Below are 24816 nucleotides of genomic sequence, written 5' to 3'. Positions count from 1 at the left end.
GCGACGACGCCAGAACGGATGGTCCCCGTCGGTCCCTCGGGACCGACGGGGACCATCCGTCTGCGCGGCCCCCTGCCGCCGGCTCAGCGACGGTCGCCCAGCAGCGACCGCGGGCGCGTCCAGTCGGCGACCGACCGGTAGAACTCGGTTCGTCGGGCACCGAGGCGGTCCGCGCTGAACTCCCGCGCGCGGGTCAGGTTCCGACGGGAGTGCTCGGCCAGCCGATCCGGATCGGTCACCGTACGGCCGATCAGGGCGGCCAGGCCCGCCGCGTCCCCCGGCTGGAACATGGCGTCCGGGGCGAGAAGCTCGGGAATGCCGCCCGCGGTGGAGCCGATCGCCGGCAGGGCCCGGGCCATCGCCTCGATCAGCGCCCGCGGGAGCCCTTCCGTCCGCGAGGGCATGACGAACAGATCCGCCGAGTCCAGCTGATCACGCAGGGCGTCCACCCCGGGCAGCCACCCGACGAACCGGACCCGGTCGGCCACACCCGACCGCGCCGCGAGGTCCTCCAGGGCCGGACGGCTCCGGCCGACACCGACGTGCACCAGGTGAACCGGCGGTACGGTGGCGTCCAACCGCGCGATCGCCTCGATCAGGGTGTCGATGCCCTTGTAGAGCTGCTCCAACGAGCCCACCGACACCAGGGTCGGCCGCTGCGGGGCCGGCCCGGCCACCCGCGGGGAGGCGACGTAGGCGTCGTCCGGCAGGTCGACCGAGGAGATCCCCATCGCCGGCACGTCCGGCCGCGCGGGATAGCGGGCCTGGAGCGTACGGGTGGTCTCGTAGCTGACCGCGACCGCGCTGCGACACTGTCGGCGCATGGCGCCGGTGCACCAGCGGCGCAGCACGGGGCGCAGCGGATGGTCGACGACGCCGGGAGCGAACACGTCGTACGGGTCGCCGATCACCTCGAGGGCGTAGGGCCGGCCCCGCCGGTCCAGCCAGTTGCTGAGCATGGTGGCCATCGGCGACGGCACCCGGAGGATCACCGCGTCGGCGCCGTCGGTGGCGCCGATCACCGCCCGGCGGATGCCGGGCAGGTTGCGGACGTAGCCGGCCGGCCCGACGTAGTGCGGCAGGGCCCAGACGTGGACACCCGGGCCGTCGACCCGGTTGGCGCCGGCCGGGGCTTCGGGCACGTCGAGGACGCGGGCGACGACCCGCACCTCGTCGAACGCGGCGAGGTACCGCGTCCAGATCGCGTGGTCGGGGCCGATCTCGATCCACACCCGACCGTCCGGGGTGCGGAGGAACCGCGACTCCGCGGTGACCGTGACCCTCATCGGGTCATCTCCGCCAGCTGCCGAACCACTCCGGCGCCGGCGTCGGCCGGCCGGTGGGGCGCGCCGCAGACCCGCTCGACGTACTCGGCGGAGTCGGGCAGCTCGTCGAACTCCGACCGCAGGATCGCCACCCGGAGCAGGTCGCGCCATTCGCCACGGCGGAACACGGCCTGCCGCTCCCGGCCCTCGATGCGCCAGCCGCACCGGCGGACGTACGCGCCGAGGCTGGCCGCGTTGAAGTCCAGGATGGTGCTGTGCAGGCGTCGCAGGCCCACCTCGTAGAAGCTCCACGCCATCATCAACATGATCGAGTCGGTGCCCGCGCCCTTCGGGGCGCGTCCCGGCATCAGCTTGACGGCGCTGAGCGCCGAGCGGTTGTGCCAGTCGATCTCCCACAGGCCGGTCATCCCGATCGGCTCGTCGGTCGCCGCGTCGGTGACGGTGAGCCGACGGTTCCGCCCGTCGCGGTGGGTCTGGGCGAGCCACTCGCGTTGGGCGTCCGCCGCCACCGGCCAGTCCCAGCCGACGACGTGGGTGCGTACCGGGCCGGCATTGGTGAGGTCGGCCAGGAACTCGAGGTCGGCGGCGGCCATCGGCCTCAGCGCCACCAGTCGGCCAGTCAGCATTCCATCACCTCTCGCGAATCTGTCGGATCGGGCGTCGGTCCTGCTGTCCGCGGCCGCCCGGGATGTCACCGGCGTCGGCACGTCTCGGCCCCGTCGCCGGGGCCAGGACGTCGCGGATCCGGGCGGCGACCCGGAGCATGTCCTCCGCGCCCCAGCGGTGGTCGGTGTGCAGGTGCACCATGCGGCGGGAGTAGTCCAGGTGCCGCCTCGGCGCGTCCGGCGGCTGTGGCCACAGGACAGCCGGATAGACGCGGCGGGTGACCAGGGCCGCCCGCAGCGCGTCACGTCGCTCGGCGGAGTCGCACTCCACGACGACGCCGAACGGGTGGACATGTGCTCGCAACCCGACGACGTCGGCCAGCGCGTCACCGAGAACCACGGCGTTGGCCATCCGTTGCCGGCGCCACCGGTCCACCGGCATGGCCGGCAACACCTCGCGGGTGTAGTCGCTGGGCCCGCTGATCGCGGTCGACCCGTACGCCGCCTCGCCGGCGGCGAAGGCGGACAGGAAGGCGCTCTTCTCGACCGGGGCCCCGGACAGGTACGCCGCCTTCAGGCACATGGCGGCCAGGACCTGCCCGGCCGCCGCCCGGTGCCGGAGCGAGGGCGCGGGCTGCGCGGGCAGGCGGTGACCCGCCGGCGACCACAGCGCGCCCCCGTCGGGCAGGGGCAGGGTCTTGCGCAGGGCGGCCAGCACGTAGTCGGCGGCGGCCGAGGGCAGCCAGGGCGCGAACGGGTCGTGGGTGCTGTCGACGACCAGCGCGGCGCCCCGGGTGGCCGGCGCCGCCGGGGGATCACCGAAGTACGACACCGCGACGACCACCTCGGTCGGACCAGGGCGGGCGGGCTCCACGTGCCCTCGCGGACCGGCGTCGTACCGTCGCACCGGGAGCACGGTCGCGGCGGCGTCCGCCACCGGCGGGCAGTAGTAGGCGGGCAGGTGCACCGCGGTCCAGCCCAGATCCGTCCGCCCCATGCGCAGGAGGGCCAGCAGCGCCTGCCGGCCGGTGCCGTACAGCCGGAGCGGGCTCGGCAGCCGCGTCGTGCCGGGGCCGGACGCCGGCATGAGGGGGAACGACGACCCGACCTCCCACCGGTCGTCGGCGGCGATCCGTGGCCGTGCCGTCAGCCGTTGGTCGCTGCGGGGCACCTCAGGCCCCGCCGAACCGGTAGGCCGGGAAGTAGCCGCTCTGCCGCAGGTGCGCCGCCGGCAGGCCGACCCGGGCGGCGCGCTCCTCGGTGAGCCGCTCGTACCGCTCGGGATCGAGGACCACCGCGCCGGTCCAGAACGGTGTGCGCAGCCCACCGAACGCGCGCTTGAAGCGGAAGAGGTTGTCGTCCGCCTGCAACCCGCCCCCGAGGTGGACGACGTCCGCCCCGGTCTCCGCCGCCCACTCCAGGATCGTCCACACGAGCATGTTGTTGGCGCCCTCGCGAGCGGCCTCCGGTCGTGACCCGGCAAGGTGGTAGTGCACCCGGCCGCCGTGCCGCAGCACCAGGGCGGCCGCGACCACGGCGGAACTGCCGTCGCGCACCTCCGCAAGCGACAGTGACGGACCGAGCCCGGTCAGCAGGCGCTGGTAGTAGACCTCCGGGAAAAAGTAGCCGGCCGTGCTGCCGACGCGGGTCATGGTGGACTCGTACAGCCGGCGGAAGGGGGACCCGGCATCCACGTCCTCGGCTCCCGCCGGTCGCACGGTGCCGTGCATGCCGCCGCGCCGCGCCTTGCGGATCGCGGTTCGGGATCGACCCTCCATGCCGTCCCAGATGTCCGCCGACGCCGTCCGCACCGGCACGGTGACGGTGTCCGCGCGCCTGGTCAGGGACATCCCGTCCAGGTCGCGAACCGCGTCGACCGATGCCGGGTCGAGCGGCGAGAACCGGAGGAAGAGACTGACCACGCCCTCCGCGCGCCACCGGTCGCCCAGCGCCGACCAGAACGCGACCAGTTCGCTCGCGGGACACTCCGGGGCGACGTGGATGCCGCAGTAACCGTAGGGACTCACGGCGTCGGCCGCGTCGTCGGCCACCGGCCGGAGCAGGTACGGCAGCAGCACCAGGTCGTCGTCGTGGTGGGCCAGGCGCCACGAACCCGAGCCGTCGGCGGCTACCGCCTCGCCGTAGCCGCTGGTGAAGTACACGTCGGGGCGGCGGGCGTCGGTGGCCGGGTCGATCGGGCCGGCGTCGGTGACGTCGACGGTGACGGTCATCTGTTCTCCAGGAATCGGACGACGGCCCCCTCGACGCGGTCCACCTCGGCGTCGGTGAGAGCCGAACCGCTCGGCAGGTTGAGCCCGTGGGCGAAGAGGTGCTGGGCGGCTCCGGTGACGAACCGGGTGGCCCGGGCGAAGACCGGTTGCAGGTGCATCGGCTTCCAGACCGGACGGGTCTCGATGTCGACGGACGCGAGCCGGCGACTCAGGTCGGTGGCGGACCACCCGGCCCGCTCCGGATCCACCACCACCGTGGTCAGCCAGCAGTTCGAACCGGTGTCGGCCTCGTTGAGCAGCCGTACGCCGGGGACCGGCGCGAAGAGCTTGGCGTACCGCTCGCGCAGGCGACGGCGACGAGCGATCATGGCGTCGAGCCGACTCAGCTGGGCCCGCCCGAGCGCGGCGAGCAGGTTGCTGAGTCGGTAGTTGTAACCGATCTCGACGTGTTCGTAGTGCGGGACCGGCTCGCGCGCCTGAGTCGCCAGATGACGGCACCGGCCGATCAGACCGACGTCGTCGGAGACGATCATGCCGCCGCCGGAGGTGGTCATGATCTTGTTGCCGTTGAAGGAGAACGCGGCGACCCGGCCGAACGAACCGGCGGGCCGCTCGTGGTGGGTCGCGCCCAACGCCTCGGCGGCGTCCTCGACGACCGGCACGCCGGCGGCGGCGCACGCCGGCAGCAGGGCGGTGTAGTCGACGCAGCCTCCGAACAGGTCCACCGCCATGACGGCGCCGACCCGGCGGCCCTGCGCGCCCAACCGGTCGAGGGTGTCGAGGAGCAGCGGGACGTCGAGGTTCCCGGTCTCCGGGTCGCAGTCGACGAAGACGGGCTCGGCGCCGGTGTAGACGACCGCGTTGGCGGATGCGGCGAAGGTCAGGGTGGGAACGACGACCACCTGTCCCGGGCCGACGCCCAGCGCGAGCAGCGCCAGATGCAGGGCGGCCGTGCCGCTGCTCACCCCGACCGCCGCGGCCACACCGGCCCGCGCCGCGACCTCGCGCTCGAAGGCGTCCAGGTCCGGCCCGACCGGTGCCACCCAGCCGGAACGCAGCGCGTCGAGCAGGTAGGACTCCTCCAGCGTGCCGACGTCCGGGGAGGACAGGAAGATGCGGCCGGCCATGCGGCTCCAATCACACGCCTGCGGTGGACTCTAGCGTTTTACCAGAGATAGGCCGTTAGAGGCGCTTATGTCGGTATTTAGAGTTGCCGGTGTCATCGTCCTCAACGCACCGTTCCCCCTGCGGACACGCTCGCTCCGTGACGGCGGTCGGGAGCGACGACCCCCGGAGTAGAGTGCGTCGGCCACGTCCGAACGTCCCCGAGCCCAGGAGCCCCGATTGCTGCACCTCCGAGTGATCGCTCCCAGCGACCGGTCGTCGGCCGTCGTCGAACTGCTGGCGGCTGACCCAGGAGTGACCCACCTCGTGGTGCTCCCCGGGGCGGCACGCCAGCCGGCCGGCGACTACGTCACCTGTGACGTCGTCCGGGAAAGCGCGGACAACGTGCTGCGCGAGCTCCAGGACCTCGGCGTCGAGACGCACGGGGCGATCGCCGCCGACGACGTGGAGCTGACGCTCTCGGAGGCGGCCGACCGGGCCGCCGAGGAGGCGCCCGGGCACGGCGAGGACGCGGTGGTCTGGGACGAGATCGCCGCGAAGACCGGAGAGCAGACCGTGCTCACCGGCACGTTCCTCGCCCTGATCGTGGTCGCGACCATGATCGCCGGCATCGGTGTGTTGCTCGACCAGCCCATCCTGATCGTCGGCGCGATGGTGGTCGGCCCCGAGTTCGGGCCGCTCGCCGCGCTCTGCGTGGCGCTGCTGCGGCGTCAGCCGCCGGTCATCGGTCGGTCGGTGCAGGCCCTGACGGTCGGCTTCCTCACCGCCATGGTCGCCACCGTGCTCAGCACCTGGGCGCTCACCGCGGCCGGCCTGGTCAGCCGGGAGATGCTGCTGGACGAGCGGCCGCTGACCGACTTCATCTGGCGCCCGGACGCGCTCTCCTGGGTGGTCGGGCTGCTCGCCGGCGTCGCCGGCATGCTCTCGCTGACCTCGAAGAAGTCCGGTTCGCTGGTCGGCGTGCTGATCTCGGTGACCACCGTTCCGGCAGCCGCCAACGTGGCCGTCGCGACCGCGTACGGGGTGTGGCCCGAGGCGGCCGGCTCCGCCCTGCAACTGGTGATCAACCTGGCCGCCATCGTGCTGGCCGGCCTGCTCACCCTGGTCGTCCAGCTCTGCTGGTGGCGGCACGTCGCGCGGCGGGCCGCGCACGCGGTGCCGCGGCAGCGGGCCGACGGTGGCCCGTCCCCGGTCAGCGCCGGTCGTCGCCCGCCTCGAGACGCCGGCTGAGCAGCGTCGCCAGCGGTACCGACTCGCCGTCCCGGCCACCCCGACCGACGACCAGGGGCGGTGCGCTGGGCTGGGGCGCGGCGCCGAGCAGCCGGGACCGCAGGCTCGGCGGCACCGTCAGCAGATAGAACCGCCCCTCGGTGTCCACCGCCCGGCTGCCCGCCCGATCCACGTACCACCCGGTGAGCCGGGTGCGGTAACGACCGCGCCCGTCGTGGCCGGTCGCCGTCAACCGGTCGGTGGGCAACCCGCGCCGCAGTGCCTCGGCGGCGAACCGGGCCACCAGCTCCGCGGCCTCTGCCTGCTCCACCTCGCGTTCCCGGGCGGCCGCCTCCGCGTGCGCCCGCACCGCGTGACGTTGCCGCTCCCGCCACCGCACGTCGTCGTCCCCGCTCACACCGGCGAGGGTACGCCGACATCCGCGCCACCCAGACCCGCCCGGCCCGGCCCCACGCCCTGGTCCCACGCCGGACCTGCGCCCGGTCCCGCGCCGGACCTGGTCCCGCGCCAGACCCGGTCCCGCGCCAGACCCGGTCCCGCGCCAGACCCGGTCCCGCGCCAGACCCGGTCCCGCGCCAGACCCGGTCCCGCGCACCGGCGCGGGAGCGGGCATCCGTGTACCGCATTCGCGCCGCACCGGTTCGCCATCGACGGGCCGGCCGGCAGCTCCCCTCCGGCGACGCTGTCGGGCTGAGGCGTTCGTGATATCAGCTCGACAGGCCGCGACGAGGTCAGGCCAGGCCGGCCCGGCGCAGCGCCTCCGCCATGGCGTCGTTGACCGGTGCGGGCGCCCCGCCGCCGCGCCCCTGCCGCTGCTGCGGACCACCGCGCGAGCCGCCCCGGTCGCCACGCTGACCGCCACCCTGGCCGCCGCCACCCTGACTGCCGCCGCGCGGGCCGCCGCCACCCTGGCCGCCGCCGCTCTGACCGCCGCCGCTCTGACCGCCGCCGCTCTGACCGCCGCCGCGCGGGCCGCCGCTGCGCGGACCGCCGCCCTGGCCGCCCCGGCTCTGGCCGCCGCCGCGCGGACCGCCGCCCTGGCCGCCGCGCTCCCGCCGGCCGTCGCCGCCCGCGGGGCGCCCGCCCCCGGCCGGCGCCTCGTCCTCCAGCCGCAGCGTCAGCGAGATCCGCTTGCGCGGCACGTCCACGTCGAGCACCCGGACCTTGACCACGTCACCGGACTTCACCACGTCGCGCGGGTCCTTCACGAACGTGTGCGACATGGCCGAGACGTGCACCAGGCCGTCCTGGTGCACGCCGACGTCGACGAACGCGCCGAACGCGGCCACGTTCGTCACCACGCCCTCCAGCACCATGCCCGGGGTCAGGTCGCCGATCTTCTCGACGCCCTCGACGAACGTGGCCGTGCGGAACTCCGGGCGCGGGTCGCGGCCGGGCTTCTCCAGCTCGGCCAGGATGTCGGTGACGGTGGGCAGACCGAACGTGTCGTCGACGAAGTCGGTCGCCCGCAGGCCGCGCAGGATGGCCGACTTCCCGATCAGCGCGCGCACATCCTGCCCGGTGGAGGCGAGGATCCGGCGGACCACCGGGTACGCCTCCGGGTGCACGCTGGACGAGTCGAGCGGGTCGTCCCCGCCGGGGATGCGCAGGAAGCCGGCGCACTGCTCGAACGCCTTCGGCCCGAGCCGGGCCACCTTCTTCAGCTCGGCCCGGGTGCGGAACGGCCCGTTGGCGTCGCGGTGCAACACGATGTTCTCGGCAAGGCCGGCGCCGATGCCGGAGACCCGGGTGAGCAGCGGCGCGGAGGCGGTGTTGACGTCCACGCCGACCGCGTTGACGCAGTCCTCCACCACCGCGTCGAGGGAGCGGGACAGCTTCACCTCGGACAGGTCGTGCTGGTACTGCCCGACCCCGATCGAGCGCGGGTCGATCTTCACCAGCTCGGCGAGCGGGTCCTGGAGGCGGCGGGCGATGGAGACCGCCCCGCGCAGCGACACGTCGAGACCGGGCAGCTCCTGCGAGGCGTACGCGGAGGCCGAGTAGACCGACGCGCCGGCCTCCGAGACCACCACCTTGGTCAGCTTCAGCTCGGGGTGCTGCTTGATCAGGTCACCGGCCAGCTTGTCGGTCTCCCGGCTGGCCGTGCCGTTGCCGATCGCCACCAGCTCGACCCCGTGCGCGGCGGCCAGTGTGGCGAGCGTGTGCAGGGAGGCGTCCCACTGCCGGCGCGGCTCGTGCGGGTAGATCGTGTCGGTGGCGACCACCTTGCCGGTGGCGTCGACCACGGCCACCTTCACGCCGGTGCGCAGGCCCGGATCGAGGCCCATGGTGGGGCGGGCGCCGGCGGGCGCGGCCAGCAGCAGGTCGCGCAGATTGGTGGCGAAGACGCGGACCGCCTCCTCCTCGGCCGCCTGCCACAGCCGCATCCGCAGGTCCGCGCCGAGGTGGATGAGGATCCGGGTACGCCAGGCCCAGCGCACCGTGTCGGCCAGCCAGCGGTCGGCGGGCCGCCCCTGGTCGCTGACGCCGAACCGGCCGGCGACGGCGGCCTCGTAGCGGCTGGGCCCGGTGGCCGCGTCGGCGTCGCCCTCGGCCTCCGGGTCCATGGTCAGCTCCAGCACGCCCTCCTTCTCGCCCCGGAGCATGGCGAGGATCCGGTGCGAGGGCAGCTTCGGGTACGGCTCGGCGAAGTCGAAGTAGTCGGCGAACTTCGCGCCGGCCGTCTCCTGGCCCTCGCGTACCCGGGAGACCAGCCGGCCCCGCGACCACATCTGCTCGCGCAGCGTGCCGATCAGGTCGGCGTCCTCGGCGAAGCGCTCGATCAGGATGGCCCGCGCCCCGTCCAGCGCGGCAGCGGCGTCCGCGACGCCCTTGTCCGGGTCGGCGAACCCGGCGGCGACCGTCCTCGGGTCCTGCGTCGGGTCGGCGAGGAGCGTGTCCGCGAGCGGCTCCAGCCCGGCCTCGCGGGCGATCTGCGCCCGGGTCCGCCGCTTCGGCTTGTAGGGCAGGTAGATGTCCTCCAGGCGGGACTTCGAGTCGGCGGCGAGGATCTGCGCCTCCAGGGCCTCGTCGAGCTTGCCCTGGCTCCGGATCGACTCCAGCACGGCGGCGCGCCGCTCGTCCAGCTCGCGCAGGTAGCGCAGCCGCTCCTCCAGCGTGCGCAGCTGCGCGTCGTCGAGCAGGCCGGTGGCCTCCTTGCGGTAGCGGGCGATGAACGGCACGGTGGCGCCGCCGTCGAGCAGCTCGACGGCCGCGCGCACCTGACGTTCGGCGACGCCGAGTTCCTCGGCGATCCGCTGGTGCACAGACTGGGTCACGATTGTCATCCGCCTTCTCGGGTGGGTTCCGCCCTGCATTGTGCCGTTCGCCTCCGACCGGCTGTGCCCGGCCCGCCGCGAGCTGCGCTAGCGTGGCGATCATGGAGGTACCTGCGGATCCGCGGGCCCGGCGGCTCTTCGGGGGCAGCGCCCGGGCGCTCGGCGACCTGGCCGCCGGCCCGTTCCGGGCCGACCGGGACCGGATCGTCGGCTCGCCGTTCTTCGCCCGGCTCAACGGCGTCACCCAGGTGATCAGCCCGGGCGGATCCGGGCTGCTGGTGCACAACCGGCTCACCCACAGCCTCAAGGTGGCGCAGGTGGCCCGGGCGGTCGCCGAGCGGCTGACCGCCGACCCGGCCCACCGGGACCTGCTGGAGAAGCTCGGCGGCTGCGACCCGGACGTGGTGGAGGCCGCCGCGCTCGCCCACGACCTCGGGCACCCGCCGTTCGGGCACCTGGGGGAGCGGGTCCTGGACCGGCTGGCCCGGCAGCGGCTCGGGCTCGCCGACGGCTTCGAGGGCAACGCCCAGTCGTACCGGATCGTCACCAGCACCGAGATCCGCGGCGCGGCGACCACCGGGCTCGACCTGACCGCCGCCGTCCGCGCGGCGATGCTGAAGTACCCGTGGACCCGGCTGGACCACCCCGACCCGCATCCGCGGCACCTCGACCCGGCGCCCCGGGGCGCGGCGGCGCCGCCGGACGACCCGGAGAGCGGGTCGGTCAAGTTCGGGGCGTACCGCACCGAGCTGGACGACCTGCGGCAGGCCCGGGAGCCGTTCGCCGGACGCATCCCGGACTGGCAGCAGACACCGGAGGCGTCCGTCATGGACACCGCCGACGACATCGCGTACGCCATCCACGACGTGGAGGACTTCTATCGCGTGGGGGTGCTCCAGCAGGGGGCGGTGGCCGCCGAGCTGATGGCCTGGCAGCGCGAGTACGGGCACCTGCGTTCGATCACCGCCTCGGCGCTGGAGGCCGCCGGCCGGCGACCGGGGGCGGCGATCGAACGACTGCGCCGCCAACTGCACCGCAAGGACGCCTGGATCGCCGACGACGACGCGTTCGCCGCCGCGGTCGAGCACGTCCGGGAGGAACTGGTGGAAGGGCTGCTGGCGCTGCCCTTCGACGGCTCGATCGAGGCGGAGCAGTACGTCGCGCGGTTCTCCGCCCGCTGGTCGACCCGCTTCGTGGAGGCGATCACGGTGACCCCCGAGCCGGACGTGCGCTCCGGCTACGTCCAGCTCGACCGGGCGCAGTGGCACGAGGTGCAGGTGCTCAAGTTCGTCCATCACCGGTTCGTGCTGGCCCGCCCCGACCTGGCCCTGCACCAGCGCGGCCAGGCACGGCTGCTGGGCACGCTGGTGGAGGCGCTCTGGGAGTGGCTGCTGGACCCGGAGGAGGAGTCCCGGTTGCCCCGCCGCCTGCACGACCTGGTCGAACTGGCCGAGGCGGAGCTGCACCCGCGCACCCCGGACCGGATCGGCCGGGCCCGGGGGCGGGCGATCGTCGACTTCGTCGCGCAGCTCACCGACGGTCAGGCGGTGGCGATGCTGGATGCGCTCTCCGGCCGCTCCGGCGCCCTGTGGACCGACGCGTTCGTGCTCTGACGCGTCAGGCGATCGCCTGCCACCAGCCGTCCACCGTCGGCGGCTCGTCGACCATTACCCGCTCGCCCGGGCGCGGCACGGCCAGCCGGACGTCCCGGGCCTTCGCCTCGGCCCACAGTCGGTCCACCGGCTCGGACCAGTCGTGCAGGGCCAGGTTGAAGGTGCCCCAGTGCACCGGAACCAGCAGTTCGCCGCGGACGTCGAGGTGGGCGGCGACGGCCTCCTCGGGGAACATGTGGATGTTCGGCCAGGCCCGGTCGTACGCCCCGATCTGCATGAGCGTGAGGTCGAACGGGCCGTGCTCGGCGCCGATCGCGGCGTAGCCGTCGAAGTAGCCGGAGTCACCGGTGTAGAAGACCTTCCGGTGCGCGCCGGCCACCACCCAGGAACTCCAGAGCGTGCCGTCGCGGCGCAGCCCGCGCCCGGAGAAGTGCTGGGCGGCGGTGGCGGTGACGGTGAGCCCGCCGACCCGGTGGCTCTCCGACCAGTCCAGCTCGACGATGCGCTCCTCCGGCACGCCCCACCGGTCCAGGTGGGCGCCGACGCCGAGCGGCACCAGGAAGGGCGCGGACTGGTGGGCGAGCAGCCCGCGCACGGTGTCCATGTCGAGGTGGTCGTAGTGGTCGTGGGAGATAAGCACGGCGTCCAGCGGGGGCAGTTCGTCCAGCCGGACCGGCGGCTCGTGGATGCGCCGCGGGCCGACCAGCGCCGACGGCGAGCACCTGTCGCTCCAGACCGGGTCGAGCAGCACCCGGTGCCCCTCGATCTCCACCAGCGTCGACGCGTGCCCGTACCAGATCGCGTTCAGCTCGCGGGCCGGGTCACCCGGCGCCGGATCGGCCGGGCGCAGCAGCGGCACGGCGCTGTCGGGCCGCCGCTTCTGCTTGCCGAAGATCAGCTCCCGGACCAGGTTGCGGCCCGGGTCGGCGACCATGGTGGCGCTGGTGCCGGCCGGGTTGTGGAACGTGCCGTCGCGGAACCGCGGCGACCGGGCCGCCCGCTCCGCCCGCGCGCCGCTGAGCCGGCCACCGAGCTGGGCCGGGATGTCCCGCGCCGCCCAGGCCAGGCCGGCGACGGCCGCCAGCCCGGCGATCCGCCAGGCCCGCCCGCCGCTCGCCCGCTCCGGTGCCCGCTCCGCTGGTGTGCGCATGGTCGTCCCCTCCGCCGTGTCCCGCAGTACACGGTATCCACCCCCGCGCCGGTCCGTGCGGACGACCGACCCGCCGCGGCTCAGCGCAGCCGCCGACGGACGGCCGAGCCGACAGTGGCGGTGGCGTCGCCGACGGACCGCACCACCCGCGACACGTCGGGCAGCCAGCCGCCCCGGACCGCCTCACCGGCCGGGTTCGGTGCGAACACCACCCCGTCCGTCGGCGGCACCGGGCGTCCGGTGAGCCCGCCGATCCGCATCAGCGGCCCGACCAGCACGTCGTAGACGGCCGGCAGCGCGGTGAAGCCGAACCGCATGACCAGGTTGACCCGGCCCACCGAGATCTCCCGGCGGGGCTTGTCGGCGCAGTGCGCGATGGCCCGGGCCACCCGCTCCGGGGTGGTGATCGGCAGCGGGGGCCGGCCGATCCGGCCGAGGTAGTTCGCCGCCTGCTGGTAGACGGGCGTGTCGACGCTGCCCGGCGTGACCAGGCAGACGTGCACCCCGTCCAGGTCCCGCGACTCCTGCTGCAACGCCCGGGCCAGGCCGTGCAGCCCCCACTTGCTGGTCACGTACCCGCTCATGTAGGGCGCCGTGATGTGTCCCAGCACCGATCCGGTGAGGATCAGCGTGCCGCCCCCGGTCGCCCGGAAGTGCCGCAACGCCACCCGGGCGACCCCGGCGGCGGCCAGCAGGTCGGTCCGGACCACCTGGTCGAAGACCTCCGCCGGGATCTCCTCGAAGCGCCCGTACGCCATCACGGCCGCGGTGTGCACCCAGACGTCGATCCGGCCGAACTCGGCGATCGCGGTGGCGGCAAGGGTGCCGAGCGCGTCCGGGGCGGTCACGTCGGTCGGCACGATCCGGACGTCCGCGGCGCCCGCGTCGGCGCACTCCCGGCGTACCTGTTCCAGGGTTTCGGGGGAGCGGGCCGCGAGGACCAGACGGTCCCCGCGGCCCGCGAGCTCCCGGGCCGCCGCCCGGCCGATCCCGCTGGTCGCGCCGGTGACGACCACGGTTCGGGTCACGGTGCGAGCACGACCTTGACGCAGCCGTCCTCCTTCTTCTGGAACATCTCGTACGCCTGCGGCGCCTGGGCCAGCGGCAGCCGGTGGGTCCGCAGGTCCTCGACGCCCAGCGGGTCGTCGTCGCCCTCCAACAGCGGGATGATCTCGTCGACCCAGCGCCGCACGTGGCACTGCCCCATGCGCAGCTGGATTCCCCGGTCGAACATCTCCATCAGCGGCATCGGGTCCTGCTCGCCGCCGTACACCCCGGAGATCGAGACGGTGCCGCCGCGCCGGACCGCCTTGAGCGCGGCGTGCAGCACCACGAGCCGGTCCACGCCGGCCTTGTCGGTCATGGCCTGGGCCAGCTTGTCCGGCAGCAGCCCGGCGGCGGTCTGGGCGACCTTGCCCAGCGGCGCGCCGTGCGCCTCCATGCCGACCGCGTCGATCACCGCGTCCGGACCGCGCCCGTCGACCAGGTCGATGAGCGCGCCGGGCACGTCGTCGAGCTGGCTGACGTCGAGCACCTCGATGCCGTGGCGGCGGGCCATCTCCAGCCGCTCCGGCACCAGGTCCAGGCCGATCACGCGGCCGGCGCCGAGGTGGCGGCCGATCCGGGCGCTGAACTGCCCGACCGGGCCGAGACCGAACACGGCCAGGGTGCCGCCGGGCGGGGTGTCCGCGTACTTCACCGCCTGCCAGGCGGTGGGCAGGATGTCGGACAGGTAGAGCCACCGCTCGTCGGCCCCGGTGTCCGGGATCTTGATCGGGCCGAACTGGGCCTGCGGCACGCGCAGGTACTCGGCCTGGCCGCCCGGGACCGAGCCGTAGAGCGACGTGTAGCCGAACAGCGAGGCGCCCTTGCCCTGGCTGGTCACCTGGGTGGTCTCGCACTGCGCGTAGAGCTGCCGCTCGCACATCCAGCACGAGCCGCAGGAGATGTTGAACGGGACGACCACCCGGTCGCCCCTCTTGAGCCGGGTCACGCCCGGGCCGACCTCCTCGACGATGCCCATCGGCTCGTGCCCGAGCACGTCGCCGGGCTTCAGGTACGGCCCGAGCACCTCGTACAGGTGCAGGTCGGAGCCGCAGATGGCGGTCGAGGTGATCCGGACGATCGCGTCGGTCGGCTCCTCGATCCGGGGATCCGGAACGTCCTCCACGCGAACGTCCCGCTTGCCGTGCCAGGTGAGTGCCTTCATGCCTGAATGTCCCCTCTCGGTGCCGTCCATGGGACTGCTACCCGAGAGGAGCGACTTGAACCGGCGCCGTCGGGAGGGGTCGGGTGTGGCGTGCCACGCGGGCGCCGGGGGTGTGGGTCGCGCTGCCTTTCGAGCTGATATCAGAAACGACTCACCGCCGGTGCGCCGACCGACTGGCGCGTCGGGCTCGCCGGGCAGACCTGTCGGTGGGCGATATCAGAAACCACTCAGCTCGAAAGGCAGTCGAAGGGGGACCGCGGGGGACCCGGGTAAACGCCGACCGCCGCGCCCCTCGGTGCGGAGCGCGGCGGTCGGGTGGAGCGTCGGGTCAGGAGCCGGGCGTGCCGGCTCGCTTCGTGGTCGCCTTGAGGAAGTCCCGGTTGAGCCGGCCGATGGTGTTCAGCGGGATGCCCTTCGGGCAGGCCGCGGCGCACTCGCCGATGTTGGTGCAGCCGCCGAAACCGGCCTCGTCGTGCGCGTCCACCATGCCGATCACCCGGGTGTAGCGCTCGGGCTGGCCCTGCGGCAGCAGCGAGAGCTGGGTGATCTTGGCGGCGGTGAAGAGCATGCCGGAGCCGTTCGGGCAGGCCGCCACGCAGGCGCCGCAGCCGATGCAGGCGGCCGACTCGAAGGCGGCGTCCGCGTTGGCCTTGGCCACCGGGGTGGAGTGCGCCTCCGGGGCGCTGCCGGTCGGCGCGGTCACGTAGCCGCCGGCAGCGATGATCTTGTCGAAGGCGTTGCGGTTCACCACCAGGTCCTTGACGACCGGGAAGGCCCGGGCCCGCCAGGGCTCGATGTCGATCGTGTCGCCGTCGGAGAACTGCCGCATGTGCAGCTGACAGGCGGTGGTGCCGCGCTGCGGGCCGTGCGCCTCACCGTTGATCATGAGGCTGCACGCGCCGCAGATACCCTCGCGGCAGTCGTGGTCGAACGCGACCGGCTCCTCGCCGTCGAGGATCAGCCGCTCGTTGAGCACGTCGAGCATCTCCAGGAAGGACATGTCGGGGGACACGTCCTGCACCGGGTAGCTCACCATCCGACCCTTGTCCTCGGGGCCCGTCTGGCGCCAGATGCGCAGGGTCAGGTTCACTTGTAGCTCCGCTGCGTGGGGTGGACGTATTCGAAGGTCAGGTCTTCCTTGTGCAGCACGGGCTCACCGGTGCCGGTGTACTCCCAGGCCGCCACGTAGGCGAAGCGGTCGTCGTCGCGCTGCGCCTCGCCGTCCGGGGTCTGGTACTCGGCCCGGAAGTGGCCGCCGCACGACTCCTCGCGGTGCAGCGCGTCGATGCACATGAGCTCGGCCAGCTCGAAGAAGTCGGCCACCCGGCCGGCCTTCTCCAGCGACTGGTTGAGCCCCTCGCCGTCGCCCGGCACGCGTACCCGCTGCCAGAACTGTTCGCGCAGCGCGCGGATCTCGTCGATCGCCTTGCGCAGCCCGGCCTCGGAGCGCTCCATGCCGCAGTGCTCCCACATGATCTGGCCCAGCTCCCGGTGGAACGAGTCCACCGTGCGGTCGCCGTTGACCGCGAGCAGCCGGCTCAGCCGCTCCTCGACCTCGGTGCGCGCCGCGACCGCCTCGGGGTGGCTGGCGTCGATCTTCTCGACCGGGTTCGCGGCCAGGTAGTTGGCCAGCGTGTTCGGCAGCACGAAGTAGCCGTCGGCCAGGCCCTGCATCAGCGCCGAGGCGCCGAGCCGGTTCGCGCCGTGGTCGGAGAAGTTGGCCTCGCCGATCACGAACAGGCCCGGGATGCTCGACTGGAGGTCGTAGTCGACCCAGAGGCCGCCCATCGTGTAGTGCACGGCGGGGTAGATCCGCATCGGCACCTGGTACGGGTCCTCGCCGGTGATCCGCTCGTACATCTCGAACAGGTTGCCGTACTTGGCCTCGATGGCCTTGCGGCCGAGCCGATCGATGGCGTCGGCGAAGTCCAGGTAGACGCCGAGCCCGGTCGGGCCGACGCCGCGTCCCTCGTCGCAGACGTTCTTCGCGGCGCGGGAGGCGATGTCGCGGGGGACCAGGTTGCCGAAGGAGGGGTAGATCCGCTCCAGGTAGTAGTCCCGCTCGTCCTCCGGGATGTCCCGCGGGCTGCGGTCGTCGCCCTTGGCCTTGGGCACCCACACCCGGCCGTCGTTGCGCAGCGACTCGCTCATCAGGGTCAGCTTCGACTGGTGGTCGCCGGAGACCGGGATGCAGGTCGGGTGGATCTGGGTGTAGCAGGGGTTGGCGAAGTACGCGCCCTTGCGGTGCGCCCGCCAGGAGGCGGTGACGTTGCAGCCCTTGGCGTTGGTGGAGAGGTAGAAGACGTTGCCGTAACCGCCGGAGGCGAGCACGACCGCGTCCGCCATCTCGGTGCTGATCTCGCCGGTGACCAGGTCGCGGACCACGATGCCGCGGGCCCGGCCCTCGACGATGACCAGCTCGAGCATCTCGTGGCGGGAGTTCATCTCCACGTTGCCCAGGCCGATCTGCCGCTCCAGCGCCTGGTACGCGCCAAGCAGCAGCTGCTGGCCCGTCTGCCCCCGGGCGTAGAAGGTGCGCTGCACCTGCGCGCCGCCGAACGAGCGGGTGTCGAGCAGGCCGCCGTACTCGCGGGCGAACGGGACGCCCTGGGCGACGCACTGGTCGATGATGTTGACCGACACCTCGGCCAGCCGGTGCACGTTCGACTCGCGGGAGCGGAAGTCGCCGCCCTTGACCGTGTCGTAGAAGAGCCGGTGCACCGAGTCGCCGTCGTTGCGGTAGTTCTTGGCGGCGTTGATGCCGCCCTGAGCGGCGATCGAGTGGGCCCGGCGCGGGCTGTCCTGGTAGCAGTAGGACCTGACGTGGTAACCCTGCTCGGCCAGGGTCGCCGCGGCGGAGCCGCCGGCCAGGCCGGTGCCGACCACGATCACGGTCAGCTTCCGGCGGTTGGCCGGGTTGACCAGCTTCATCTCGAACCGGTGGCGGTCCCACCGGGTCTCGATCGGGCCGTCCGGGGCGCGGGTGTCGGCGATCGGGTCGCCCTCGGTGTACAGATCCATGTCAGTCCACCAATCCGGTGAGTACGGCGAACGGGACCACCAGGTAGCCGGCGCAGAGCAGCACCGCGAAGACGAGCGCGGCGGCGCGGGCCCGGCGCTCGCCCCTCGGCGTCTGCTGGCCGAGGCTGCGGAACGCGCTGAAGGCGCCGTGGCGCAGGTGGAAGCCGAGCGTCACGATGGCGAGCGTGTAGAAGAGCGTGACGTACCAGCGGCCCGGGGCGAAGTCGGCGACCACGTTGCCGTACGGGTTGGACGAGTCGCCCTGCGGGTTCAGGTGACCGGTGGTCAGGTCCAGGATGTGGTAGATCACGAAGAGCAGGATGATCACACCACCCCAGCGCATCGTGCGGGCCGCGTAGTTCACGTGGATCTTGCGGCGGTGCGCGTACGCCACCGGTCGGGCGGCACGGGCCCGCATCGCGAGCACGGTGGCCGCCCCGATGTGCGCCAGCACCGCCACCGTGAGGACCGTGCGCTGGATCCACAGGAACCAGGTGGTCGGCAGCAGCGGCGTGCCGATGTCCCGGAGCCAGTGCGCGTAGTGGTCGAACGAGGTCTCGCCCGTGAAGATCTTCAGGTTGCCGAGCATGTGCAGGATCAGGAACAGCACCAGGATGATGCCCGTCACCGCCATGACGGCCTTGAGGCCGACGTTCGAGCGGATGGGCGACCGAGTTTTCGTGATTACCACACGACCGACGCTAGGAGCACTTCGATCAGGCGTCCAATGCATCGAAATCGCAGTCTTGATAGCCGTAAGCTATGTAGATGCAGCTCCATCAGCTCCGGTACTTCGTAGCGGTCGCAGAAGTACGACATTTCACCCAAGCGGCCGATCTGGTCGGCATAACCCAGCCCTCGTTGAGTAAGCAAATTCACGCCCTGGAGACCGACCTGGGGGCCCCGCTCTTCGAGCGGGTAAGGGGCAACATCACGCTCACCGCGGCCGGGGACGTCCTGCTGCCGCTGGCCAAGCGGATCCTCGCCGACGTCGACACGGCGACCCGCGAGGTGCAGGAGCTGGTGGGGTTGCGCCGGGGTCGGGTCCGCCTGGGCGCCACGCCCAGTCTGGCCACCTCGCTGGCGCCCCCGGTGCTGCGCCGGTTCCGCGACGCCCACCCCACCGTCGACCTGCGGGTCGAGGAGGGCGGCTCCCAGGACCTGGTCCGCGACCTGCTGCGCGGCGACCTCGACCTGGCGTTGATCATCATGCCGGCCGCCGGCACCGACCCGGGGCTGCGCGCCGACCCGATCCTGCGGGAGAGTCTGGTGGTCGCCTCGGTGGACCCGCTCCCGGGTGCCTCGCCCGCCGGCGAGCTGCGCATCACCGACCTGCGCGACCAGCCCCTGGTGATGTTCCGCGAGGGCTACGACCTGCGCGACGCCACGCTCCAGGCGTGCCGGGCGGCCGGCTTCGAGCCCACCCTCTCGGTGGACGGCGGGGAGATGGACGCCGTGCTCAGCTTCGTCGAGGCCGGCCTCGGCGTCGCGCTGGTCCCCGGCATCGTGGTGGCCCGCCGGCCCGGCATCCGGGTGACCCGGCTCGTCCCACCCGGCGTCCGCCGGACCATCGCGGTGGCCCGCCGCCGCGACGTGGTGCCCACCCACGCCGGTCGCGAGCTGCGTCGCATCCTGCTGGAGTACGTCCACGACGCCACCGCCACCGACGAACTCCCGCCCGGCGTGGAGCCGCTGGCCTAGGTGGCGTCCGTCGTGGGCCAGGTGCGCAGCAGGGCGTCGACGGCGTCCAGCACCCGCTCCCAGCTCTCCGGCGGAGCGGGGGCGCTGTGGTCGAAGCCGCCCCCCATCTCCAAGCCGACGAAACCCTGGAAGACGCTGCCGAGCAGGCGGACGGCGTGCGTCTGGTCCGGCTCGGGCAGGTGGTAGCCGCGCAGGATCGCCCGCATCATCGCCGAGTGCCGGAAGCCGGCGCTGCCGGCGGCGGTCTCCGGATCGAGCCGGAGCTGGGCCGCGGTCCAGCGGCCCGGATGTCGGTGGGCGTAGTCGCGGTAGACGTTCGCGAAGGCGGTCAGCGCCTCCTTGCCGGCCCGCCCGGCGAGCGCGTCGGTGGCCTCGTCGGCGAGTTCACCCAGCGCGAGCAGCGCGATCCCGACCCGCAGGTCGTGCGAGTTGCGCACGTGCGAGTAGAGGCTGGCGACCGTGACGCCGAACCGTCTGGCCAGCGCCGAGACGGTCACCTGGTCGAAGCCGACCTCGTCGGCCAGCTCCGCCCCGGCCTGGATCAGTCGCCCTCGATTGAGTCCCGCACGGGCCATGAGTCTCCTCTCACCACGACTCATTATGCCTTTGCCTAATACCTTTAGGAAAATTACCCTCGGTTGTATGACCCCGTTGACCGAACCCGAGATCCGTGCCGCCTTCGTGAACTGCACCAAGGGCGAGGCGAAGCGACTGCACGTCCCGCGCGACCTCGGCACCCGCCCCTGGGACGACCTCGACTTCCTCGGCTGGCGAGATCCGCAGGCGCTCGACCGCGCCTACCTCGTCGCCGTCCCGGACGGCCGCCCGGTCGCCCTCGCCCTGCGTCGCCCGAGCCCCGGGCCCGGGCGGCAACGCCGCACCATGTGCTCGGTGTGCCTGACCAACCCGGTCGGCGGCGTGAGCCTGATGGTCGCGCGCAAGGCGGGCAAGGCCGGGCAGCAGGGCAACTCGGTGGGCATCTACCTCTGCGACGACCTCGCCTGCTCCCTGTACGTGCGGGGCCGCAAGGACGCCGGCCCCGGCGCCCGCCTACCCGAGTCCCTGACCCTGGAGGAGAAGGTCGAGAGAACCCGCTCACACCTCACCGCCTTCATCACCCGCGTCACCACCTGACCCCTTCCCGGGGCCCCGGCGCGCGCGTCCCTGCCCGCGTCGATCTTGCACTTGCTGACCCGGCAAAGGGTGCGAATGACCCGGTATCGGGGGCACCAAGTGCAAGATCGACGAAGCGGGCGGGCGGGCGGGCGGGGGAGCGGGGGAGCGGGGTCAGCGGGCTTCGGCGTCGTCCATGGCGCGGTAGATGCGCTGTTCCGAGACGGGGTAGGGGGTGCCGAGGGCCTGGGCGAAGACGTTCACCCGCAGCTCCTCGATCATCCAGCGGATCTGCCGCGCGGCCGTCGAGCCGCGCCGGGCCGGGGGCAGCGCCGCGAGCATGTCCTGGTACTCCTTCTGCACCACGGCGATCCGGTCCTGTTGCTGTTTGTCCCGCTGCGGGTTGCCGGGCAGCCGCTCCATCCGGCGCTCGATCGCGGTCAGGTAGCGCAGCAGGTCGGGTAGGCGCGCGTAGCCGGCCTCGGTGACGAAGCCGGCGTGCACCAGGCCGCCGAGCTGCTGGCGGATGTCGGCCAGCGCGGCCACCACGGCCAGGTTGCGCGTCGCCCCGAGCCGCTGCTCGACCGCGTACGCGGCGGCGAGCACCTGCCGGACCCGGTTCATCACCTCGACCACGGTGTCGACCAGGTCGGCGCGGACCCGCTCGCGCAGCGCCGCGAAGCCGCCGGCGTCCCAGGCGGGGCCGCCCGCGTCCGCCATGAGCTTGTCGATGGCGGCGCCGGTGGCGTCCTCGATCAGCGCCGGCACCCCGCCGTGCGGGTTGCGGGACAGCGCCAGTTTCGCCTCGTTGCTCAGCCGTCCCTGGAGGAACTTCGCCGGGGACGGCAGCGTCAGCCGCAGCAGTCGCCGCGTGCCCGCCCAGTGCGCGGCCTCCTGCTCGCCGGCGGAGTCGAACACCTTGACCCCGACCGTCGCGCCCTCGTCCACGAGCGCGGGGTACGCGGTGACGGCGAAGCCGGCGCGGACCTGCTCGACGGTGCGCGGCAGCGTGCCGATCGTCCACCCGGTGAGCCCGCTGCGGGCCACGTCCGGCGCGGCGGCGGCGACCACCTGGCGTACCTTGGGCCGCAGTTCGCGTTGCAGTGCCGGCAGGTCCTTGCCCTCGGCGACCGGTTTGTCGTCCTCGCCGAGCACCCGGAAGGTGACCCGCAGGTGCGCCGGCAGCCGGCTCAGGTCCCACGCGTCCGGCGGGACGGTCACCCCGGTCATCCGGCGCAGCTGCCGGGTCAGCGCGGCCAGCAGCGGCTCCTCGCCCGGGGTGATCGCGGCGAGCGCGGCCCGCGCGTAGTCGGGCACCGGAACGAAGTTGCGCCGGACCGGCTTGGGCAGCGAGCGGATCAGCGCGATGACCAGTTCCTCGCGCAGCCCCGGCACCTGCCAGTCGAAGCTCTCCGCCGGCACCTGGTTGAGCAGCGGCAGCGGGATGTCCACGGTGACGCCGTCGGTGGGCGCGGTCGGGTCGAACGTGTACGTCAGCGGCAGCGTGACGCCGTCGGCCCGCCACTCGTCCGGGTAGTCCTCCTCGTCCACCCCGCCCCGGCCGTCGTTGACGAGCAGGTCGCGGGTGAACGTGAGCAGGTCGGGCTGCTCCCGGCGGGTCTTCTTCCACCACGAGTCGAAGTGCCGGCCGGAGACCACGTCGGCGGGGATCCGCTGGTCGTAGAAGGCGAAGATGGTCTCGTCGTCGACCAGGATGTCGCGGCGCCGGGCCCGGTTCTCCAGCTCCTCGATCTCGGTCAGCAGCTTCTGGTTGTCCCGCCAGAACTGGTGGTGGGTCTGCCAGTCGCCCTCGACCAGGGCGTGCCGGATGAACAGCTCCCGGCTCAGCACCGGGTCGATCCGCCCGAAGTTCACCTTGCGGGAGGTGACGAGCGGGATGCCGTACAGCGTGACCTTCTCGTAGGCCATCACCGCGGCCTGCTTCTTCTCCCAGTGCGGCTCGCTGTAGCTGCGCTTGACCAGGTGCTGTGCGAGGGGCCCGACCCACTCCGGCTCGACCCGCCCGGCCACCCGGCCCCAGAGCCGGGACGTCTCCACCAGCTCGGCGGCCATCACCCAGCGCGGCGGCTTCTTGAACAACGCCGACCCGGGGAAGATGGCGAACTTCGCGCCCCGCGCCCCCAGGTACTCGTGCTTCTGCGCGTCCTTGAGGCCGAGGTGCGACAGCAGGCCGGGCAGCAGCGACTGGTGCACCTTCGGGGTGTCGATCTCCTCCGGCAGGTCGGCGCCGGCGCCGCGCCGGCCCTCACCCTTGTCGGAGGTACGCAGGACCTGCCGCAGCTGGCTGACGATGTCCTGCCACTCGCGTACCCGAAGGTAGTTGAGGTATTCGGCCTTGCACATCCGGCGGAACGCGCTGGAGGACAGCTCCCGCTGCTTCTCCCGCAGGTGCCGCCACAGGTTCAGGTACGCGACGAAGTCGGACTCCTTGTCGGCGAACCGGGCGTGCGCCTGGTCGGCCTGGGCCTGCTTGTCGGCCGGGCGTTCGCGCGGGTCCTGGATGGAGAGCGCGGCGGCGATCACCACCACCTCGGTGGCGCAGCCGTTGCGTTCCCCTTCGATCACCATCCGGGCCAGCCGGGGGTCGACCGGCAGTTGGGCCAGCCGCCGGCCCAGCGGCGTGAGCCGCTTCGCCGGGTCGGTCTCGGCCGGGTCGAGCGCGCCGAGCTCGTGCAGCAGGTTGACGCCGTCGGTGACGTTGCGCCGGTCCGGCGGGTCGATGAACGGGAACGCCGCGACGTCGCCGAGCCCGATCGACGTCATCTGGAGGATGACCGAGGCCAGGTTGGTGCGCAGGATCTCCGGGTCGGTGAACTCGGGGCGGGAGTCGAAGTCGGACTCGTCGTAGAGGCGGATGCAGATGCCGTCCGAGGTACGCCCGCAGCGGCCCTTGCGCTGGTTGGCGCTGGCCTGCGAGACCGGTTCGATCGGCAACCGCTGCACCTTGAGCCGGCTGGAGTAGCGGGAGATCCGGGCGGTGCCCGGGTCGACCACGTACTTGATGCCGGGCACGGTCAGCGAGGTCTCCGCGACGTTGGTGGCCAGCACCACCCGGCGGTTGCTGTGCGCGGCGAAGACCCGGTGCTGCTCGGCGGTGGAGAGCCGGGCGTAGAGCGGCAGGATCTCGGTGCCGAGCAGCGACCGCTTGGACTGCACCAGCTTGCCCAGCGCGTCGGCGGTGTCCCGGATCTCCCGCTCGCCGCTGAGGAACACCAGGATGTCGCCGGGCCCCTCGGCGGCCAGCTCCTCGACCGCGTCGCCGATGGCCTGGATCTGGTCCCGGACGTTCTCCTCGTCGGCCTCGTCCTCCTCGGCCTCGGTGACCTCGACCAGCGGCCGGTAGCGGACCTCCACCGGGTAGGTGCGCCCGGACACCTCGACCACCGGCGCCGGGTTGCCGTCGGCGTCGGCGAAGTGCTTCGCGAACCGGTCGGTCTCGATGGTGGCCGAGGTGATGACCACCTTGAGGTCGGGCCGGCGGGGCAGGAGCTGCCGCAGGTACCCGAGGATGAAGTCGATGTTGAGGCTGCGCTCGTGCGCCTCGTCGATGATCAGCGTGTCGTACTGCCGCAGCATCCGGTCGGTCTGCAACTCGGCCAGCAGGATGCCGTCGGTCATCAGCTTGACCAGGCTGTTGTCGCCCACCTGGTCGGTGAAGCGCACCTTGTAGCCGACCACGTCGCCCAGCTCGGTGCCGAGTTCGTCGGCGATCCGGTCGGCGACGGTGCGGGCCGCCAGCCGCCGGGGCTGGGTGTGCCCGATCAGGCCGGTGACGCCGCGCCCCAGCTCCAGGCAGATCTTGGGCAGCTGGGTGGTCTTGCCGGAGCCGGTCTCGCCGGCCACGATCACCACCTGGTGGTCGCGGATCGCGGCGGCGATGTCGTCCCTGCGCTCGCTGACCGGCAGCTGCGGCGGATAGGTGATCGTCGGCACGGCCGCACGGCGTGCCTGGAGCCGCGCCTCGGCCCGGGTGACCTCGGTCGCGATCTCGGCCAGCGCCGCCTCCCGCCGCTGCGGGTCGCGCAGCCGCCGTACGCCGTCGAGCCGCCGCTGGAGCCGGCGCTGGTCGCGGAACATCAGGGGGGTGAGGCGACGGTGCAGGTCGCGAGCGGTCTCGGGGGCGGCGGGTACGGCTGGATTCTGCATGACGTCGCCAAGGATAGGCAGCCGCGCGGCGTACCGCCCCCGGGTTACCGGCGGTGGGCGCGCCATCCCGGATCGAGCGGTCGCCGC

19 protein-coding genes are annotated in these 24816 nt (G+C 73.0%); 4 read left to right on the top strand and 15 right to left on the bottom strand.

Annotation, left to right across the window (positions count from 1 at the left end):
• Nucleotides 1-83: 83 nt before the first annotated feature.
• The 5 genes from GA0070622_RS22980 to GA0070622_RS22965 are packed head-to-tail and all read right to left on the bottom strand — an operon-like array spanning nt 84 to nt 5249.
• A complete protein-coding gene (locus GA0070622_RS22980) occupies nt 84-1286 on the bottom strand; it encodes a glycosyltransferase family 4 protein (protein ID WP_091578505.1) in 1203 nt (400 codons plus the stop codon).
• The gene (locus tag GA0070622_RS22975) at nt 1283-1912 is read right to left on the bottom strand and encodes a GNAT family N-acetyltransferase (RefSeq protein WP_176558818.1); all 630 of its coding nucleotides are present in this window, start codon (nt 1910-1912) and stop codon (nt 1283-1285) included. Before GA0070622_RS22975 ends, GA0070622_RS22980 begins: the two co-directional genes overlap by 4 nt.
• 4 nt (nt 1913-1916) lie before the next feature.
• Entirely contained in the window at nt 1917-3062 is a 1146-nt protein-coding gene (locus GA0070622_RS32660; RefSeq protein ID WP_176558817.1) for an aspartate aminotransferase family protein, read from the bottom strand.
• 1 nt (nt 3063) lies between these two features.
• Nucleotides 3064-4122 carry a lipid II:glycine glycyltransferase FemX gene (locus tag GA0070622_RS22970; protein ID WP_091578499.1) on the bottom strand — a complete coding sequence of 353 codons (1059 nt, stop codon included), beginning with the start codon at nt 4120-4122 and terminating at the stop codon, nt 3064-3066.
• A complete protein-coding gene (locus GA0070622_RS22965; RefSeq protein WP_091578496.1) occupies nt 4119-5249 on the bottom strand; it encodes an aminotransferase class I/II-fold pyridoxal phosphate-dependent enzyme in 1131 nt (376 codons plus the stop codon). Before GA0070622_RS22965 ends, GA0070622_RS22970 begins: the two co-directional genes overlap by 4 nt.
• A 217-nt stretch (nt 5250-5466) precedes the next feature.
• Here GA0070622_RS22965 and GA0070622_RS22960 point away from each other — a divergent pair, with 217 nt between their 5' ends.
• A complete protein-coding gene (locus tag GA0070622_RS22960) occupies nt 5467-6477 on the top strand; it encodes a DUF389 domain-containing protein (RefSeq protein ID WP_091578494.1) in 1011 nt (336 codons plus the stop codon).
• Here GA0070622_RS22960 and GA0070622_RS22955 read toward each other — a convergent pair.
• Nucleotides 6440-6874, bottom strand: coding sequence for a hypothetical protein (locus tag GA0070622_RS22955; protein WP_091578491.1), 435 nt, complete (start codon nt 6872-6874; stop codon nt 6440-6442). The genes GA0070622_RS22960 and GA0070622_RS22955 overlap by 38 nt on opposite strands.
• A 334-nt stretch (nt 6875-7208) precedes the next feature.
• On the bottom strand, nt 7209-9755 hold the full coding sequence (locus tag GA0070622_RS22950) for a Tex family protein (protein ID WP_091578488.1): 2547 nt from the start codon (nt 9753-9755) through the stop codon (nt 7209-7211).
• A 101-nt stretch (nt 9756-9856) separates the two neighbouring features.
• Between GA0070622_RS22950 and GA0070622_RS22945 the strand changes: the two genes are divergently transcribed.
• The gene (locus GA0070622_RS22945; RefSeq protein WP_091583784.1) at nt 9857-11368 is read left to right on the top strand and encodes a deoxyguanosinetriphosphate triphosphohydrolase family protein; all 1512 of its coding nucleotides are present in this window, start codon (nt 9857-9859) and stop codon (nt 11366-11368) included.
• Nucleotides 11369-11372: 4 nt separating this feature from the next.
• Here the strand turns inward: GA0070622_RS22945 and GA0070622_RS22940 are convergent, their stop codons facing one another.
• The 6 genes from GA0070622_RS22940 to GA0070622_RS22915 all read right to left on the bottom strand — a co-directional run bounded on the left by GA0070622_RS22940 (nt 11373) and on the right by GA0070622_RS22915 (nt 18481).
• Nucleotides 11373-12518: an MBL fold metallo-hydrolase gene (locus GA0070622_RS22940; protein WP_091578486.1), complete on the bottom strand. Its 1146-nt coding sequence runs from the start codon at nt 12516-12518 to the stop codon at nt 11373-11375.
• Nucleotides 12519-12598: 80 nt separating this feature from the next.
• The gene (locus GA0070622_RS22935) at nt 12599-13546 is read right to left on the bottom strand and encodes an SDR family NAD(P)-dependent oxidoreductase (protein ID WP_091578484.1); all 948 of its coding nucleotides are present in this window, start codon (nt 13544-13546) and stop codon (nt 12599-12601) included.
• Complete coding sequence (locus GA0070622_RS22930) at nt 13543-14727, bottom strand: zinc-dependent alcohol dehydrogenase (protein ID WP_091578481.1); 1185 nt, start codon at nt 14725-14727, stop codon at nt 13543-13545. Before GA0070622_RS22930 ends, GA0070622_RS22935 begins: the two co-directional genes overlap by 4 nt.
• Nucleotides 14728-15055: 328 nt before the next feature.
• The gene (locus GA0070622_RS22925) at nt 15056-15817 is read right to left on the bottom strand and encodes a succinate dehydrogenase/fumarate reductase iron-sulfur subunit (protein WP_091578479.1); all 762 of its coding nucleotides are present in this window, start codon (nt 15815-15817) and stop codon (nt 15056-15058) included.
• Complete coding sequence (locus GA0070622_RS22920; RefSeq protein ID WP_091578476.1) at nt 15814-17748, bottom strand: fumarate reductase/succinate dehydrogenase flavoprotein subunit; 1935 nt, start codon at nt 17746-17748, stop codon at nt 15814-15816. Before GA0070622_RS22920 ends, GA0070622_RS22925 begins: the two co-directional genes overlap by 4 nt.
• Nucleotide 17749: 1 nt before the next feature.
• Complete coding sequence (locus GA0070622_RS22915) at nt 17750-18481, bottom strand: succinate dehydrogenase cytochrome b subunit (RefSeq protein ID WP_091578474.1); 732 nt, start codon at nt 18479-18481, stop codon at nt 17750-17752.
• 35 nt (nt 18482-18516) lie between these two features.
• Between GA0070622_RS22915 and GA0070622_RS22910 the strand changes: the two genes are divergently transcribed.
• On the top strand, nt 18517-19449 hold the full coding sequence (locus GA0070622_RS22910; protein ID WP_091578472.1) for a LysR family transcriptional regulator: 933 nt from the start codon (nt 18517-18519) through the stop codon (nt 19447-19449).
• On the opposite strand, the gene GA0070622_RS22905 is transcribed toward GA0070622_RS22910, so the two are convergent.
• Entirely contained in the window at nt 19446-20024 is a 579-nt protein-coding gene (locus GA0070622_RS22905) for a TetR/AcrR family transcriptional regulator (protein WP_091578469.1), read from the bottom strand. The two genes, GA0070622_RS22910 and GA0070622_RS22905, sit on opposite strands and share 4 nt — an antisense overlap.
• A 67-nt stretch (nt 20025-20091) precedes the next feature.
• Here GA0070622_RS22905 and GA0070622_RS22900 point away from each other — a divergent pair, with 67 nt between their 5' ends.
• The gene (locus tag GA0070622_RS22900; protein WP_091578466.1) at nt 20092-20583 is read left to right on the top strand and encodes an FBP domain-containing protein; all 492 of its coding nucleotides are present in this window, start codon (nt 20092-20094) and stop codon (nt 20581-20583) included.
• Nucleotides 20584-20736: 153 nt separating this feature from the next.
• Here the strand turns inward: GA0070622_RS22900 and hrpA are convergent, their stop codons facing one another.
• Nucleotides 20737-24729 carry an ATP-dependent RNA helicase HrpA gene (gene hrpA / locus GA0070622_RS22895; RefSeq protein WP_091578463.1) on the bottom strand — a complete coding sequence of 1331 codons (3993 nt, stop codon included), beginning with the start codon at nt 24727-24729 and terminating at the stop codon, nt 20737-20739.
• Nucleotides 24730-24816: the final 87 nt, after the last annotated feature.

Source organism: Micromonospora sediminicola (assembly GCF_900089585.1).
GTDB lineage: Bacteria > Actinomycetota > Actinomycetes > Mycobacteriales > Micromonosporaceae > Micromonospora > Micromonospora sediminicola.
Note: the sequence above shows the minus strand (reverse complement) of the source record. Positions and strands in the feature narration are given on the sequence as shown.